This window comes from Veillonella sp. (assembly GCF_032470285.1).
Classification (GTDB): Bacteria; Bacillota; Negativicutes; order Veillonellales; family Veillonellaceae; genus Veillonella.
Window position 1 is genome coordinate 79,949 of sequence record NZ_JAWEKP010000005.1, and the last position, 16,476, is coordinate 96,424.

Below are 16,476 nucleotides of genomic sequence, written 5' to 3' on the forward strand. Positions count from 1 at the left end.
CGTAGTTTATAATTGACCGATTATTAAAAGGTATCTCGACCCTTTTAATATCTAATACTTTTCGTAAAAATTATATTTTCACACGCACCCATGTATCTTATGGCGATATGAAAATTGGTAATATCTGATATTTCATAGTTCCTTAGTCTCCCCTTTTAATAGGAACTTGTCTATACTGTTTATAAAAAAGCTAAAATATAAAAAATGAAACAACTATTGAATCTCTTCATTTAATAAAACAAAATATATACTGAATTATACTATTTCTCTATGAGGATAGTTTAAATATGGTCAAAAAAAAGAGGATTCCTAAGAATCCTCTTTTAAAATTTGGATTAACGACGATTTGCATCGAAGAAGTTAATAGCAACTTCTGGGAACATAGCGTAAGTCAATACGTCTTCGTCAGTGATGCCATTGTAGCCTTTAGAAGCTAAATCTTGACGGTAACCTTCCAATTCAGGTTCGATAAGATCTGCTGGACGGCAAGTAATAGGTTGTTCATCACCAATGATAGTTTGACGAATTTCATCAGAAATTGTACCAGGTAATTGACCATATTTACCACGAACAAGATCTTTAACTTCGTTAGGAACCATTTTGTAACGGTCGCCCATCATAACGTTCATCATAGCCATTGTACCAACGATTTGGGATGTTGGAGTTACCAATGGAGGGTAACCCAAGTCTTCACGAACGCGTGGCATTTCATCCATAACGTCAAAGAAGCGATCACCCATACCCATTTCGTTCAATTGGTTTTGAGTATTGGACAACATACCGCCAGGAATTTGGTAACGACGAACAGCAGGGATTACATCACTAGCTGGTTTCAAGTTGAATTCTTCTGCGATTTGTTGTTTTACTTTACGGAAGTGGTCAACTAATGGAATGTATTTATCAAGGTCAAGACCAAGATCCCATTCAGTACCTTTGAACATTTCAATCATAGTTTCAGTAGCTGGTTGGCTAGTTGCATGAGCAAATGGAGAGATAGCAGTATCGATAATATCTACGCCAGCTTTAGCAGCTTCCCAGTATGTAGTACTAGCAAGACCGCAAGTGAAATGGCTATGCAAGTCGATTGGCAATTCGCCAAAACGTTTTTTGAAAGTAGAAACCAAATCATATGCATCAGCAGGTCCTAACAAACCAGACATATCTTTGATACAAAGAGAATCAGTACCCATTTCTACCAAAGTTTCAGCTACTTTCAAGAAGCTTTCAGTTGTGTGAACTGGAGAAATTGTGTATACCATAGCGGATTGAACGTGTGCACCAGCTTTTTTGGAATACTTAATAGCAGCTTCCATATTGCGTGGGTCATTCAATGCGTCGAAAATACGGATACGGTCGATACCATTTTTTACAGCCGCATTACAGAATGCTTCTACTACGTCGTCGGAGTAGTGTTTATAGCCCAACAAATTTTGACCGCGAAGCAACATTTGCAATGGGGTATTTTTCAAATTAGCTTTCAATTTGCGAAGGCGTTCCCATGGATCTTCATTCAAGAAACGAAGACAGCTGTCATAAGTAGCGCCGCCCCAACATTCAAGAGCTTCATAACCAATATCATCTAAAAGGCCGAGCACTGGTTCCATTTGTTCGTAGCGCATACGTGTTGCCAAAATAGATTGATGACCGTCACGAAGAACGGTTTCGCAAATTCTTAATTTTTTAGCCATGTTAATCCTCCAAATCGAAATAGTCTGTGTATGTAACTTTATACACTCATTAAACAACTATCTCATACCTATTTTTTTTACGATTTTTTCGATGTCTGCTCACACTAGCCAAACGCGCTAAAATCGTAATACATACTTATATTAGACTACTTATAAAATTCTTTGTCAACAACCACATTATGCTATTTACTCATAATCTCATGTATTCAAAGATGATTTTTTCGTGATGAATATCACAAAAAACTGCAGAGGAACTAGAGTTTAGCATGTATGTTTAATCAAATTAAATTTTCTGTAATTGCTCATTTTAATGAGAAACTAAAAATTATATCGTAATAATTTTTGGTTATTATTAAATACTTTTCAAAATATATCGGTATTTATAAATGTAGTAATTCGATAAACGTCGGTATGTTTATAAGCTCATCAATTTTATTAATAACTAAGCCGATATTTTTAAATGCATAAACATGCAAAAGAACCTGCCCATTTACGGACAGGTTCTGACCTAATCTTTAAAATTTGATAGTCTCCATTATACGGCTTACTTCTCAGGCTTAACCTTTTTAGGCGCAGTTTCAAGGACAATATTTTTACCTTCCCGTTTCACCTGAATAGAGAAAGCCCCTTCCCCTTCTTTAAAATACTCCATCTTGATATCAAGGAGCATTTTACCAATCATAGTCTCTACTTTTTCAGTTAAGAACTCACGGTAAAAAGCATCTTCTTTTTGCTTTGGACTTTGATGAACTACTGGTTTCTTAGCATCTCGCTCCATATTGAGCATAGTATCTTCGAAATTTTCTGTATCCTTAAAATTTTTCATCATATCCGCATCAGATAAACCTTTTTGAATTTTAAACTTTGCCATGTGTATCTCCTATCAGTTCAAAAATTGTTTTTTTTACGCGTACTGGATCAATACCAGACATACAATATTGATTAGGCTTAGGACAACGTCGTTTTCGGCAGCCCAAGCAATCTAATTCGTCATTTACGAGCACCTTAAAGGTCCCCGTCAGAGGGCCCCATAATTTAGGGTCCGTAGGGCCAAAGAGTGCTACTACAGGCTTATTTAAAGCTAATGCAATATGCAGAGCTCCCGTATCAGCAGTAACTACTACATCACAACTTTCAATTAAAGCCCCTAATTCTTGAAGTGTCGTTTTCCCTAACATATTCAGAACAATTTTATCAATACCCTCATCTGTCAAAGAGTCTAGCAAGGGTTTGTATTGAGCAGCCTCTTTAGGACCACCTAAGCAAACAAAATTCGCTCTATATTGAAGGGATTTAATGAGGGAGTACCATTTTTCCTGAGGCCACTCTTTCGTTGCCCAAGAGGTACCTAATACTAGTCCAACACGTAAAGGTGTATCTACTACTCCTCTATTTAAAGAAATATCTTTATTAATCGATTTCCATTGTTTTTCTGCCCAACTATGCAAATTTGATGGCACCTGAAAGTCCATGTGGTACAACGTATTAACATTAGATTCATTTAGTGAACAACTACTCTCAACACCGTCTTTAACAATGCTAAGCGATGTATCTAAATTTGTATGTTCAGTAACAGCCTTTGTTAACAACTGAGCTACCTCTACATAACGTTTAATCACGTGTTCCGAGCTAGGCTTCGTTTTATAGTTAGTAAACAGCCAATTCAACTCTTTTGTGCCACCAAGGCCAAGTCTAATGGGGGCTCCTGAAGCTAATAGTACTAGCCCTGTTATGAGTCGCCCTTGCACATCAACGGCTACATCAAATTTATAAGGCTCTAATTTGGCCTTAAGATCCCACCACATGCGCCACATTGTAGGAATATGTAGTTTTTTAGAATGTGCCTCATATATATCCCGTTCCCAGGGAATAATTTTATCTACATAGGGATTACCCTGTAAAAGCTCTGCCATACTAGGCGTTACAATCCAATGCAACTTAGCATCAGGATACTGTTCCTTAATCCACCGCGCAGCAGGTGTAGCATGCAAAACATCACCTATGTAACTAAGGCGTACAAATAATATATTCATAGATATCCTTAGGGTACATACTATTATAGGAATAAAGCCTTTATAATGAAAGAACATTATAAAGGCTTTTTCTTAAGATTTCTTTTTACTACCACTACTATTTAATGATTTAGAAGATGTAGTATCTTCTGTTACCTTAGTAGTTTCTTCACTACCATTCTTAATGATGTTTTTTACATCTGATAATGTCAACTCATTAAATGTAGTAGGGTGGTTGTATTTGTAAACTGGATTGAAGCCTACACCTAATTTACCAGTGTAAACAGTCAATGCATTATTGTCCTCATCAACACGGGCGATGTAGATGGTTTTGTCCATATCAACACCGATAAAGCGGAAACGCCCTTCAGGGTTGATAACACGCCATCCCCCTTCAATGCCGTTGAACATGAATACATCCCCAGTTCTCACATTATCGTAGAAGAAGTTATCTTCATCGTAGAATACACCGATATGACCGATATCAGTAGCTTGCATGTAAACGCGACGTGTATCGTAGTTAGCATCGGTACGATAAATGCGATATGTGTGTTCTTGAACTTTTACCTTCATATACACCACATTTGTCGCTTCAGAGTACGCAGCATCTACGATTTTACTGCCCCGAGGCAAGTCTTCAAGTTTTGTATCAACTTCGTGTTCGGGGTCATCCGCATTAAGACGAGCCATGACAACATCTCTTGAGTCATATAAACCCATGACAGCATAGTTACGGTCTGGCATCCAGTTGAAGTAACTAATCGAACGGCCCTTCAAATCGATATTTGTGGGCTTACTTTCATTAGCCTTGTAAATTTTTAGAGAGTTCTCTGTAACAACAGCCATAAATTGACGGTCATAGGATACATACTTAGTGCCTTCCTTCACATCAGGGAAGTTTTTCGTATCATCTTTTGATGCGCCTGCTACGTTAAATTCTGTAGTCGGTGCAAACATATATTGATCAAGGTATAGGTATACCCCACCTTGCAGAAGAATACCTACCGCAAAGGCGCTCAGTACACGCGTAAAAGGTTTCATCTGTCCTCCTATTTCACGATAAACGCCGTTGGGATCATGCGTTCCCCTAACAAATCGGCAGGTTTATTTACGACTTTACCATTTAGGTACAAAGTTGAACTAGAACCGCCATCTAAATTTGCTGCAATGTAGCAACCTTTTTCAAATAGAATATCTTGTACGTCACGCAAGGTAGCCCCAATAGAATACCCTGGTTGGCGACCATCGATTACGAGGAATAGAACTGTACCATCTTTCTTTTGACCGATAGCAGTACGAGGACCTACGCCCCAGCCACCATCACCTTCGGTAATCATCTTCTTACCATCAACGATAAGAGGTGGACCAAAGGTAATACCTTCCATGGCTTTCATATCACTGAGCTGAGTTTTATCATAGTTACCAGCGATAAGATTACCAGATTTAGAGAAACCTACAAAGTCTACGTCTTCATCAGGGCCTACATCCTTACCGATAACGTACTCACCATCATGCAAGATGAAACCATATGGCAAACGGCCTGTACCAGTACCATTAGGGTCGTGGAAACCACCGCCATTAATCGCTGCTACAGCATTATTCATTTTTGCAATATTACTTGTAGTATCGCCTTTTTCTTGAATATTAGCCGCTGTACCTACTTGAATACGACGAGGATCAGGAATTTCTAAAATATAGCCTACATAACGAGCAGACTGGATTTTTTCAAGATTTAAAGTCTTATCTTCACGAGCATTAAACTTGAACAAATCTTGGCTTTTAACAACCCCTACAGTCCCCAAAATAGATTGTAACTCGTCTTCATTAAACAACCATGTAATGTAATGAGGATGGCGAGATTGTAAGATAGCACCAATTACAGCGCGCTTTACATTATTAAATGGTCCAAAGAGCACCACGAAGGGTGATGTGACAACGGTAAATAAGAACACCATAATGATGAACTTTACCCAATTCTTTTTGAACAATGTATTTCTCCTTATAAATCAGTGAAATGTTCAGTGCTAATGCGTTCTTCAAAATGCTTGATATCCACCGCATTACCTACCCAAACACGCAAAATATTATATGGATTATCACCAGTATGAGCCCAGCCAGATTTCATAGCCATCCCCATTTTAATACCAGCTTTCTTAGATGCTGAGTCGGTGAATTCATTTTTATCTCCATATGGATAGCAGAACCAAGGATTATCCTTAATGCCTACTTCTTTAGCAAGTGCCTCTTGGGCCTTTGTAATATTTTCAATTTGTTTTGCTTCTGACAATTGGCCCATTTCTATATGTTGGAAACCATGGTTTGAAATAGTAATACCATTTTTGTGCATTTCACGCACCTGATCCCAAGTTAGACGCGTCCCAACATCGCCAGGATTGATAAATACAGTCGCCGGGAATCCATATTCTTTCATAATTGGATATACGATAGAATATGTATCTGCATAACCGTCATCAAAGGTTAAAACAACAGGTTTTTCAGGCACCGCAGCACCATTTACAACATAATCATACAATTGATCCATCGTCAATGGATTATAGCCATTATCCTTGAGGAACTTCATTTGTTCTCTAAACAAATCCTCCCGAATAACTGCATCATTATCTTTGTCGTCGCCGACTTTATGATACATAAGAACAGGAATACCCGTTGGATGTACCATCTTAACTTCTTTTGCAGGCGGTACTGAACTAGTAGGTTCTGTTTTTTGTGAAAGCAATCCACAACCTGCCACAACCATTGCCAATACCAAAACTAACAGTGTTACCAACGGAATCCGTTTCATAGGTCCTCCTCTATTAGAACACAATTATATACAGAATATTATAACATTTCCATGAAGAATAGTAAAAATTAACGCTTTATTAGTACTTCATCAATCGATTTTCGAGGTCTAGGATACATAGTTTCATCTGGAATACCTATAGCAATGATTGCCTGTACATCGTGAGGAATATTTAAAAAGGTTTTGCTTTCACACTGCATAAAATACACATCATTCATCCATAGTGTACCTAACCCAATTGCTTTTGCCCCCAATAAAATATGTTCTATAAAAGCGCCAATAGCTTGTAAGTCACTTTTCTCCCACACGCGAGTATAGTCAGGCAAGTGATCATAAGGATTAAACACAAATAGCAAGTCACTAGCAGTTTGCATAGCCTTAAGACTAATCTCTAAACTACCAAAATGTTCCTTATGTTCTTTATATTGCTCTAACACCTGAAAGCCTAAATTCACAAAATGTTCTTTCTCCACTGTCGTCACATGAATAACCTGCCAGGGCTGACGATTTTTAGGCGATGGAGCTCGCATACCAAGAGATACTAACTCCTGAATTATGTTGACCCCTACTGATTGAGTTTCTTTATATTTACGTACGCTAGTACGAGAGTTTATAACTTCTGTTAATTCCATAATATTTCACCATAACATCTAAATTCATATAAATCTTCGGTATCTAAAATCATTCAAAACTTCTACGATTATTTAGAGCTATATTGTAATCCGTTCAATAATGCTTTAATATTCTAATTATAATACATATTTCTAAAATTATGCTTATCCAATAGACAAAGGATTTCTTATGAAAAAACGCTTAAGCCTTATACAAATGGACGTCTATGTAAACGAAGTGGAATACAATTATGCGCGCGTCCAAGAATTACTTTCACAAGCCCTATCAGAAAAGCCTGACATTATCGTCTTGCCCGAAACATGGAATACAGGATTTCATCCATCTAAGGATTTAATCAATATTTCTGACAGAAATGGAGAAAGAACAAAAGCTTTATTAAGTACATTCGCAAAAGAACACAATGTAAACATTGTGGGCGGTTCTGTAGCCGTAGCAAAAGAGGATTTAGTATTTAATACATCCTATGCTTACAACCGTGAAGGCAAGCTCGTAGGAGAGTATTCCAAAATGCACGGATTTAGTCCTGCTAAAGAGGACCAATACTTCGCTAGCGGTACGCATACCACTCATTTTGAATTGGATGGCATTCCTTGTAGTACGGTTATCTGTTACGACATTCGCTTCCCTGAGCTCGTAAGAATGGCTGCATTATCAAATACAGAGCTATTATTTGTACCTGCTCAATGGCCTACTATGCGTTTACGCCACTGGCAAGTATTAAACGAAGTGCGAGCTATTGAAAACCAACTCTTCTTATGTGCTGTCAACGGCTGTGGTACAGTAGGTCGAGTTCAAAGCACTGGTCACTCCGCTGTATACGATCCATGGGGTACAAACCTCCTCGAAATGGACACTAGGGAGGGCATCTCATCTGTAGATATCGACCTCACCGTAGTAGAGGATATTCGCAATAAAATTAACATTTTTAGAGATCGCAAACCTGAACTCTACAAACTATAAAACAAAGGCACATTGTTTTTAACTACCATCTTAAACAATTCATTTATAGATGGTCTGCGCATAAAACAATGTGCCTTTTTATTGTATGGAATTCATATACATTAAAACTCAATAAGCTTCCACATATCCTCTGGAACCTGTTCTAGAGGTTTATTTTTTGCAATTGCTTCTTTTAGAATATCAATAGTATCTTGCACCTCTTGTTTATCCTTTGTATCAGGATCATGAAGGATGACACGATTTAAAGAATCTTCACCAAATTGTTTTACATATTCTTTTTCCACTTGATTAAGTTCACGGCGTAAATATTTCATAGATAATAACCTCCCAATATATTTAATCTAATATATTAAGAAGTACTTGTCTATAATTCAAATATTTTCTATACACATTTTCAGCTAATAATAAGCAATTTAAAGTTACAAATTAATATTTTTATCTCATAAATCATTTACATGAATTCTATAGAAATGGTAGTATTAACAATGCAATAGGATTTAGTTATTAAGAAAGAAAGGTAATAACTATGTTTTCATTTCTACAACCTAAAGAGGCAAAATCATCAGTTCCACAAAGCATGATTATGAATCTATATTATAAATATAGATTGCAATCATTAATTGGTATTTTTATAGGTTATGCTGCGTACTATATTGTTCGTAATAACTTTGCCTTATCAACACACTTTTTATCAGATATCCTCCATATGAGCAAAACAGAAATTGGTTTGCTATCTAGTGGTATGCTTATCGCTTATGGTTTAAGTAAAGGCTTTATGAGTAGTCTTGCGGACAAAGCAAGTCCTGCCAAGTTTATGGCTTTCGGTCTCATTTGCTGTGCAATTATCAATATCTTTATGAGCTTTGCCGATAGTCTCGCCTTCTTCTTAGTTTTAGTAGTACTAAATGGCTTTTTCCAAGGATTTGGTGTAGGACCATCCTTTATCACCTTAGCTAAATGGTACCCAAAACAGGAACGTGGCCGTTATGGAGCTATCTGGAATATTTCACACAATCTCGGTGGTGGTATCGTAGCACCAATCGTAGCCGCCGCATTATATTTCACTACTACAGATCACTGGCAATTAGGGAGTTATGGTGTACCAGCGCTTATTGCAGTTATCATAGCAATTGCCATTTCTTTCTTAATCAAAGAAAGCCCTGAACGTGAAGGCTTACCACCAACAAGTGAAATCATCGCCGACACAGCTCATAAGGCGCACAGAAGTTCTGAAGCACCGCATATGAGCACAAGAGAAATCTTTGTAAAATACGTATTAAAAAATAAAAACGCTTGGTATGTATCATTAGTTGACACCTTTGTTTACATGATTCGCTTTGGTATGCTTACTTGGCTTCCAATTTATTTATTACAAGTAAAGGGTTTCTCCAAAGCAGAAATGTCTGTTGCCTTTTTATTCTTTGAATGGGCGGCTATCCCTTCAACTATTTTTGCAGGTTACATTTCCGATAAATTCTTTAAAGGTTATCGCATGCCACCTGCAATCATTGCTATAAGTATTATCTTCTTCTGTATATTTGGTTATTGGCAAAGCGAGTCTCTCTTATGGGTTACTTTCTTCGCTGCTATTGTAGGTTGTTTAATCTACATTCCTCAATTCTTAGCTTCAGTACAAACTATGGATATTGTACCACCATTTGCAGTAGGTTCTGCTGTTGGTCTTCGTGGATTCATGAGTTACATTGTTGGTGCAAACTTAGGTACAACACTATTTGGTGTTTTAGCAGATAAATTTGGTTGGAATGCAGGTTTCTATCTTTTATTAGTAGCATGTGTTCTTTGTATTACATTCTGTGTATTGGCTCATTTTGGCGCCAAAGAATTAGATGCTAAAGAAGCTGAACTTGAACAACTTCAACCAGCTGAAGCTAATAGCTAACCCCTAACAAATAAATCCTATAGTAAAAAGGTCGTAATATGTATTAAATACATGTTACGACCTTTTATTTACCCCACGAAAGGGACTCCTATATAACCGATGTGTTTTCATCAACGCATAGTTCTGGAAATAATGAAAGCACAAACCACAATGATACCAAGGACTATACTCCCAGCTACTATATAAGGCCAGGTAAGTACATCCCGTACATCATTCAATATTTTTATATCAAAGATTGGCATATAAAGTAGTAAGTTCCCCAAAATCCAACCGATTGGTCCTATGAACTTTAGCTTCTTAATCGTATCCATTTTATCTAGAATAGACTCGGTTACCTCTGAATCCTTTTCGACAGATACGTATTCTTTATTAATGTAAAAGCCTTTTGAATATTCCGTTTCAAAAGCCCACTCTTGAACAGAAAACGTAGCAGTACCATCAGCATTTTCATACTCTTTATATTTAGCAGTATCAGTAGTACCTACGTCTACCTCACCCCAAGTGCCCGTTACCATCTCATAACCACTATCTATGAGTTTCATATCGGCTGGTAGTGCTTTTCCACACAACTTGGAAAACTGGTACGCATCTCGCTTCTTATCCCAACTGAGCCAAAACTCTGCATTATTCTTATGTCTAACTAACTTATACTCATACCCAATTTTTCCATGAGTATCAATATAGCGTATCTTGCCTAAAATCGTATATAGATCCCTTCGGATACGTAACGTCTCACCATAATTAAAAACCATAATCTTCTCTCATATTGAAAACTATATATATAAATGTATATTACTAATTACTATGATTGTACACGGATTGTGAAAACCTGCCAACACTTCTCAGGTTTAAAAGGAGAAGATAAACTCATTAAATATATTTTAATATCAAAATAACGAAAAAAAGACCTACAGTAAACTGTAGGTCCTTATATTTGGTGCGGTTGGCGGGACTTGAACCCGCACGAGCGTTAGCTCACCACCCCCTCAAGATGGCGTGTCTGCCATTCCACCACAACCGCATGGAATACAAATGGTGCCTCAGGACAGAATCGAACTGTCGACACACGGATTTTCAGTCCGTTGCTCTACCAACTGAGCTACCGAGGCATGATTTTTTGTAAAAAAAAATGGCGACCCCGATCAGATTTGAACTGACGATCTTCGCCGTGACAGGGCGACATGTTAACCGCTACACCACGGGGCCGCGTATCAACTCGCGTTGACTACTTGTACATAATATCATGGATTTTAGAGCAATGCAACTATTTTTTTAAAAAATATTATTACAAATCTATGAAAATAATTGATTATATTTGATAATCGTTATTTTATAGCTTTTATAAAAGTATCTCTATATTATATTACACGAATCCACCCTTTATCGTCATAATTCGTCAGTTTTCGCAATAGTACAATTTTCTCTATAAGCTATAATAGGTATACCCTTTACTAGAAATCATCCTATTCTTTACTCAATATGCTACAATATGTATATATTCAGTATGAAAATGCCTCTGTAGAAATATGAAAGGATTCGCTATGAATAAGTTCAATTCAAAAGGTGTTATTATCGCTCTTATCATAGCTATTGTAGGAGCGATGGCCGCCGCATGGTACTTCTTATGGTATGTACCACATACACCAGCCTACACATTAAAAATCATTCACCAAGCAGTACAAGATAAAGATGCAGACGAAGCATTACGCCACGTAGATATAAAATCCATTGTAAAAAACATTGTAGAACGAGAAGGCAATAAATATGTCGATACATCTACCCCACTTGGTAAAGCTACAATAGCAGCTACCAAAACATTTGGACCGGCTCTTATCGAAGACGTAATACGGACATATATCGAAGATCCTGATAGCTTTAAATCTGAATCGCCTACCAATAATACCACTACAGCAAATGATGATAATAAGTCTATGGTAGATCGTCTTGTAGAAGGTCGCCTATTTAAGGAACATGATGTAGAGGTTAAAAACCTAAAGTCAGAAGATAATGGTGATACGGCTACTGTGACTGTAACGATACAAAATAATAAAAAGAATATGACAAAAGATATAAAAGTTTTGATGCGTCATTTAGGAGATGGAACATGGGTAATTTACGATATTCCTAATATTGAAGACCTATATACTATCACTAGAAAATAAATATCTTTGTCTTTTCTAACATTTTAAATTTCAGATCTTAGAAAACGTAAAAAAGATCTATGTCGTTTTTCTAGACGAGCCATTTACATTGTAAAACCAACAAAGGACAGTATCTACCGAAAGGTATATACTGTCCTTTTATTATCCTATAATCTTAACAATCGTAAGTTCTCATGTAAGACGAAATTATACATAGCTTAATTAGCAAATATAACTAAATCCTTTAAAAATGGGATTTTATCTATCAAAATCTACAATAGCCAAGGTTACAGTCACTTGTGAGATAAGGCGTTGTGCATCATCTATCATATCAAAGCGCCACACATGGGATGTCTTGCCTTTTACTAGTAAAGTTCCTAACGCTGTTAAGGATCCTTCACACTTTACAGGGCGTAGATGGTTAGCAGTTACAGATTGTCCTACACCAAATTTATGAGAACCTACCAGTTCATTACTCATCATACCTGCAATAATTTCTGCAAAAGCTAATGTAGCACCACCGTTTAAATAGCCTTGTGGTTGTTTGTGAAACTCAGTTAAATTCATTTTTGCAATACATGTAGTATCGCTCGTCATACGAGGAGCATCAATTTGTAAGGATTCAATTAAATTCATAGTGTTCGTTTCTCCACACAATACGCCTCTAGTCTATCATCAAAGACTGTTACACCTAGTCCATCTCCATCGGGAACATGCATAACACCATCTTTAAATGTTAAATCTGGGAAAATAAGATCTTGTCCAAAATATCTATTTGAGTCAGATAAATCCCCTGCCATATAGGAATCTCCTAATGCGGATAGCTGAACATGAAGCATTTTAGAAACCCCTGACTCTACCATGCTACCAATCCAATATGGAATATGACGTTCTCTACATAGATTAATAGCCGCTTTTGTTGGGATAAGACCACCCATTCGCCCTACTTTTACATTCAACACATCGATTAAGTCATATTCAATAGCATAGGACAGATCATCATATCCTAAAATGGACTCATCTAAACAAATTGGCGTATAGATTTTCCAATCGTCATCATTAAGACATTCCCACTTCCAATCTCTATAAGATTGAAGGTTTGCCATCGCAAAGGGCTCTTCAATACAAGCTAGACCTAAATCATCATACTGACGCACCTTATCGATTTCTTGATACGAATAGCTTCGATTTGCATCAGCCGCTAAAACTAAATCCGGATAATGTTTGCGAACTAAAGCTACTCGTTCATAACCATCTACAGGATTTACCTTTAATTTAATCCGCTTACAACCACTTGTAACATGGCACTCTACAATATCGAGTAATTTGTCTATTGGTACATCACCGACAACGACACCACTTTCAATAGTATCTTGTAAAGCTTGTCCCATAATATAAGAAACAGAGTTTACACCTATTCGTTCGCAATGAAGATGAATGAGTGCATTTTCTAGAGCCGCAATGGCCATAGGCATATTATCTCGATTGAGCCAAAACTGTAATTGTCGTACATAGGTCATGAGCGGCTTAGGCCGCATCAAGCGCAGATTAAAGATATAATCATCTACTAAGGTTTTCCAACAGGTTTCTACTGTCTCAAATGTATAGAATGGCTCTGTGAAAGCTACGCATTCCCCATACCCTACATAACCTTGTTGATCCTCGATACGGATTACGATGGTTTCCCGCTCTTTTACCTCCCCCTTGGCGGTCTTGAAGTTAAAGTTCAGCGGCAATTTAAGGCGATATGTAGTTATACTTTTAAAGTTTAAAATATCATTCATAAGCGCCTCAGTTTTCTAATTTCAATTCATTGCGCAATATTTTGCCAGTTCCATTTCGAGGCAATGCGGTTAATGCTTTTACATATTTTGGAACCTTATATTTCGCTAAAGAGTTCGACATAAAAGCTAGAATATCCTCTGGTAGCAGACTTTTACCATCATGAAAGGCCACAAAGAGGGCTGGCACTTGTCCCCATTTAGCATCAGGTACAGGCACAACGGCACATTCCTTCACCGATGGCAACGTATAGACCAAATCCTCTAGCTCCTTAGGATAAACATTTTCACCCCCAGAAATGATGAGATCCTTACGACGATTCAAAATATAAATGAAACCGTCCTCATCGATGTAACCAATATCATCTGTATTAAAGTCTCCATCGATAGATTCCTTGTTGATATACCCAGACATAACCATCGGGCCCGTCAAATGAATTTCGCCTACCCCATCCGCATCAGGGTTATCGATGCGAACCTGCATGCCAGGCAATGGCTTACCTACAGATTCTCGTTTATGAGGATACTCCAATATCGAGAAGGTCACGCTTTGACTAAAGGTTTCCGTCATACCGTAGGTCTTATAGATAGGCAAAGATTTCTTTTCACAAGCTTCGATGAGAGCCATGGGAATGAATTCTCCACCGAGCAATATAACACGTAATGCATGGTGCGTAATATGTGGCTCTAATTGAGTCAAAATAGTGGGCACTAAGGACATCATATTGATTTGCTCAGATTCTATGAGTTTTAGAACTTGAGCTTCATCATATTTAGGTAAAATAGTGACAGCCGTCCCGTTGTAAAGAGACCTCATCAAGATAGATAAACCACTTACATGAAACAGAGGCAGTACCATTAGCCAATTATCCTGCTCCGTTTTTCCTAGTACCTCTTGAGAAGCTTGTACATGAGCTTTAATTTGCCCCCATCGAAGCGGTACAGACTTAAATTGCCCCGTAGTAGCGCTCGTATTCATGATAGCAGCTATGTCTGTGTCCACAAAGACCCAATCAAAGGAGTCCTCGACCGCTAAATCCGATAGAATTCTTTCTAGAGTTTCAAACTCAATTGTAACAATTGGATTAGAAGCCGCCTTCGAATCAACGAAATGAGATAATTGATTTTCAATAGAATCTGATGCTATAGGTTCAACTAAATTTAATACTTGAGTTTCGATAGTATCGGGCAATTGATTACGTCGTTCTTTACTATGTAGTACGGTGGTAACACCTAATTGATCCAATTGGTTTTCTATTTCCTTTGGCTTAAGATGTACATTGAGTAGAAGTACCTCTTTATGAACTAGCATAGCAGCCAACACATACATTGCCATGGTCACAGAGTTATCAGATAAGATAGCCACACGAGGTGCATCTAAAGGCACTAAATTACGAGCTACATGGAGTACACCACGATATATATCGTTATAAGTATATTCATTTATACATTTACGATTAGGGTAGTGCTGTGCACCATAACGTAACCACTCCATTATCTCACCTCGTATCTAAACTTAATCACTAATAAGTAATCACTAATTACCAATTACCAGTAAATAGTAAATAGTAAATAGTAAATAATAACTAAAAAATAATAATTGAAATATGATAAGTAAAGAGATATTACAAGAAAGGCGCCTCATGTAGAGGCGCACTTGTCGTTTTAACCGTTAATATAGTCCGTCATATAGGACTGTATCGACTCCCGATTAAGGGAATTTAGGGAATTGTTTGAAGTTAGGTTTGCGTTTTTCCTTGAACGCGTCGCGACCTTCTTTAGCTTCATCGATTGTGTAGTACATCAATGTAGCGTCTCCTGCGAATTGTTGTAACCCTGCAAGGCCATCTGTATCGGCATTGAAAGCGCCTTTCAACATGCGCAATGCCATTGGAGATAATTCAAGGATTTCGCTACACCATTGAACTGTTTCTTCTTCCAATTTGTCAAATGGTACCACAGTATTAACCATACCCATTTCATACGCTTGAGCTGCTGTGTATTGACGGCACAAGAACCATACTTCGCGAGCGCGTTTGTGACCGATCATACGAGCCAAGTAACCTGCGCCATAACCAGCGTCGAAGGAGCCTACACGAGGACCAGTTTGACCGAACTTAGCATTTTCAGAAGCGATTGTAAGGTCACATACGATGTGTAACACATGACCGCCACCGATAGCATAACCATTAACCATTGCAATAACAGGTTTAGGGATGACGCGAATTAAGCGTTGTAAATCGAGAACGTTCAAGCGAGGCACATTGTCTTCACCTACATAACCACCGTGACCACGTACGCTTTGGTCACCACCAGAGCAAAACGCCTCTTTATCTTCGCCCTTACCGTGGTTAGCACCAGTCAATACGATTACGCCTACTTCGTTATCTTCACGAGCTACTGTGAAAGCATCAATTAACTCCATTACCGTTTTAGGACGAAACGCGTTGCGCACTTCTGGACGGTTAATAGTAATCTTTGCAATGCCATTATATGTTTCGTAAATTACATCTTCATAATTACGATCCAATACTTTCCAATCAAATTTGCTCATGGAC

16 protein-coding genes and 3 tRNA genes are annotated in these 16,476 nt (G+C 37.6%); 3 read left to right on the top strand and 16 right to left on the bottom strand.

All coding sequences use genetic code 11. From position 1 onward, the window contains the following. Positions 1-335 precede the first annotated feature (335 nt). The 7 genes from E7B10_RS07330 to E7B10_RS07360 all read right to left on the bottom strand — a co-directional run bounded on the left by E7B10_RS07330 (position 336) and on the right by E7B10_RS07360 (position 7,135). Positions 336-1,688, bottom strand: a complete 1,353-nt coding sequence (locus tag E7B10_RS07330) for a pyruvate carboxylase subunit B (RefSeq protein WP_008602782.1) — start codon at positions 1,686-1,688, stop codon at positions 336-338. 544 nt (positions 1,689-2,232) lie between these two features. Beyond that, positions 2,233-2,559 (bottom strand): hypothetical protein, encoded by a 327-nt coding sequence (locus E7B10_RS07335; RefSeq protein WP_004698343.1) that lies wholly within the window; start codon positions 2,557-2,559, stop codon positions 2,233-2,235. Then, entirely contained in the window at positions 2,546-3,721 is a 1,176-nt protein-coding gene (locus tag E7B10_RS07340; protein ID WP_278466870.1) for a glycosyltransferase family 9 protein, read from the bottom strand. Before E7B10_RS07340 ends, E7B10_RS07335 begins: the two co-directional genes overlap by 14 nt. A gap of 72 nt (positions 3,722-3,793) precedes the next feature. Then, on the bottom strand, positions 3,794-4,741 hold the full coding sequence (locus E7B10_RS07345) for a hypothetical protein (RefSeq protein WP_278466872.1): 948 nt from the start codon (positions 4,739-4,741) through the stop codon (positions 3,794-3,796). A gap of 8 nt (positions 4,742-4,749) precedes the next feature. Continuing rightward, positions 4,750-5,688: a phosphodiester glycosidase family protein gene (locus E7B10_RS07350; protein ID WP_004693677.1), complete on the bottom strand. Its 939-nt coding sequence runs from the start codon at positions 5,686-5,688 to the stop codon at positions 4,750-4,752. 11 nt (positions 5,689-5,699) lie between these two features. Continuing rightward, positions 5,700-6,503, bottom strand: a complete 804-nt coding sequence (locus E7B10_RS07355; protein WP_004693679.1) for a polysaccharide deacetylase family protein — start codon at positions 6,501-6,503, stop codon at positions 5,700-5,702. Positions 6,504-6,571: 68 nt separating this feature from the next. Next, positions 6,572-7,135 (bottom strand): nitroreductase family protein, encoded by a 564-nt coding sequence (locus tag E7B10_RS07360; protein ID WP_004698371.1) that lies wholly within the window; start codon positions 7,133-7,135, stop codon positions 6,572-6,574. 169 nt (positions 7,136-7,304) lie between these two features. Here E7B10_RS07360 and E7B10_RS07365 point away from each other — a divergent pair, with 169 nt between their 5' ends. Then, positions 7,305-8,096 carry a carbon-nitrogen family hydrolase gene (locus E7B10_RS07365; protein ID WP_004698326.1) on the top strand — a complete coding sequence of 264 codons (792 nt, stop codon included), beginning with the start codon at positions 7,305-7,307 and terminating at the stop codon, positions 8,094-8,096. Positions 8,097-8,197: 101 nt separating this feature from the next. Here the strand turns inward: E7B10_RS07365 and E7B10_RS07370 are convergent, their stop codons facing one another. Next, the gene (locus tag E7B10_RS07370; RefSeq protein ID WP_008602789.1) at positions 8,198-8,410 is read right to left on the bottom strand and encodes a hypothetical protein; all 213 of its coding nucleotides are present in this window, start codon (positions 8,408-8,410) and stop codon (positions 8,198-8,200) included. A 212-nt stretch (positions 8,411-8,622) separates the two neighbouring features. On the opposite strand from E7B10_RS07370, the gene E7B10_RS07375 reads away from it, so the two are divergent. After that, positions 8,623-9,996 (top strand): phosphoglycerate transporter PgtP, encoded by a 1,374-nt coding sequence (locus E7B10_RS07375; RefSeq protein WP_004693689.1) that lies wholly within the window; start codon positions 8,623-8,625, stop codon positions 9,994-9,996. 110 nt (positions 9,997-10,106) lie between these two features. On the opposite strand, the gene E7B10_RS07380 is transcribed toward E7B10_RS07375, so the two are convergent. The 4 genes from E7B10_RS07380 to E7B10_RS07395 all read right to left on the bottom strand — a co-directional run bounded on the left by E7B10_RS07380 (position 10,107) and on the right by E7B10_RS07395 (position 11,202). Next, entirely contained in the window at positions 10,107-10,748 is a 642-nt protein-coding gene (locus E7B10_RS07380; RefSeq protein ID WP_008602791.1) for a hypothetical protein, read from the bottom strand. Between the two features lie 183 nt (positions 10,749-10,931). Next, positions 10,932-11,017 (bottom strand) — tRNA-Leu (locus E7B10_RS07385). Between the two features lie 12 nt (positions 11,018-11,029). Next, positions 11,030-11,105, bottom strand: a tRNA-Phe gene (locus E7B10_RS07390). Positions 11,106-11,126: 21 nt separating this feature from the next. Continuing rightward, positions 11,127-11,202, bottom strand: a tRNA-Asp gene (locus E7B10_RS07395). Between the two features lie 335 nt (positions 11,203-11,537). On the opposite strand from E7B10_RS07395, the gene E7B10_RS07400 reads away from it, so the two are divergent. Continuing rightward, positions 11,538-12,158, top strand: a complete 621-nt coding sequence (locus tag E7B10_RS07400; RefSeq protein ID WP_215676311.1) for a DUF2939 domain-containing protein — start codon at positions 11,538-11,540, stop codon at positions 12,156-12,158. 237 nt (positions 12,159-12,395) lie between these two features. Here E7B10_RS07400 and E7B10_RS07405 read toward each other — a convergent pair whose 3' ends face one another. From E7B10_RS07405 to menB, 4 genes are all read right to left on the bottom strand, one after another. After that, positions 12,396-12,773 (bottom strand): PaaI family thioesterase, encoded by a 378-nt coding sequence (locus E7B10_RS07405; protein WP_012863941.1) that lies wholly within the window; start codon positions 12,771-12,773, stop codon positions 12,396-12,398. Then, complete coding sequence (menC, locus tag E7B10_RS07410) at positions 12,770-13,921, bottom strand: o-succinylbenzoate synthase (RefSeq protein ID WP_012863940.1); 1,152 nt, start codon at positions 13,919-13,921, stop codon at positions 12,770-12,772. Before menC ends, E7B10_RS07405 begins: the two co-directional genes overlap by 4 nt. 7 nt (positions 13,922-13,928) lie before the next feature. Further along, positions 13,929-15,413 (bottom strand): o-succinylbenzoate--CoA ligase, encoded by a 1,485-nt coding sequence (gene menE / locus E7B10_RS07415; RefSeq protein ID WP_287507059.1) that lies wholly within the window; start codon positions 15,411-15,413, stop codon positions 13,929-13,931. A gap of 216 nt (positions 15,414-15,629) precedes the next feature. Further along, positions 15,630-16,472 (bottom strand): 1,4-dihydroxy-2-naphthoyl-CoA synthase, encoded by an 843-nt coding sequence (gene menB / locus E7B10_RS07420; RefSeq protein ID WP_004693709.1) that lies wholly within the window; start codon positions 16,470-16,472, stop codon positions 15,630-15,632. Positions 16,473-16,476 lie beyond the last annotated feature (4 nt).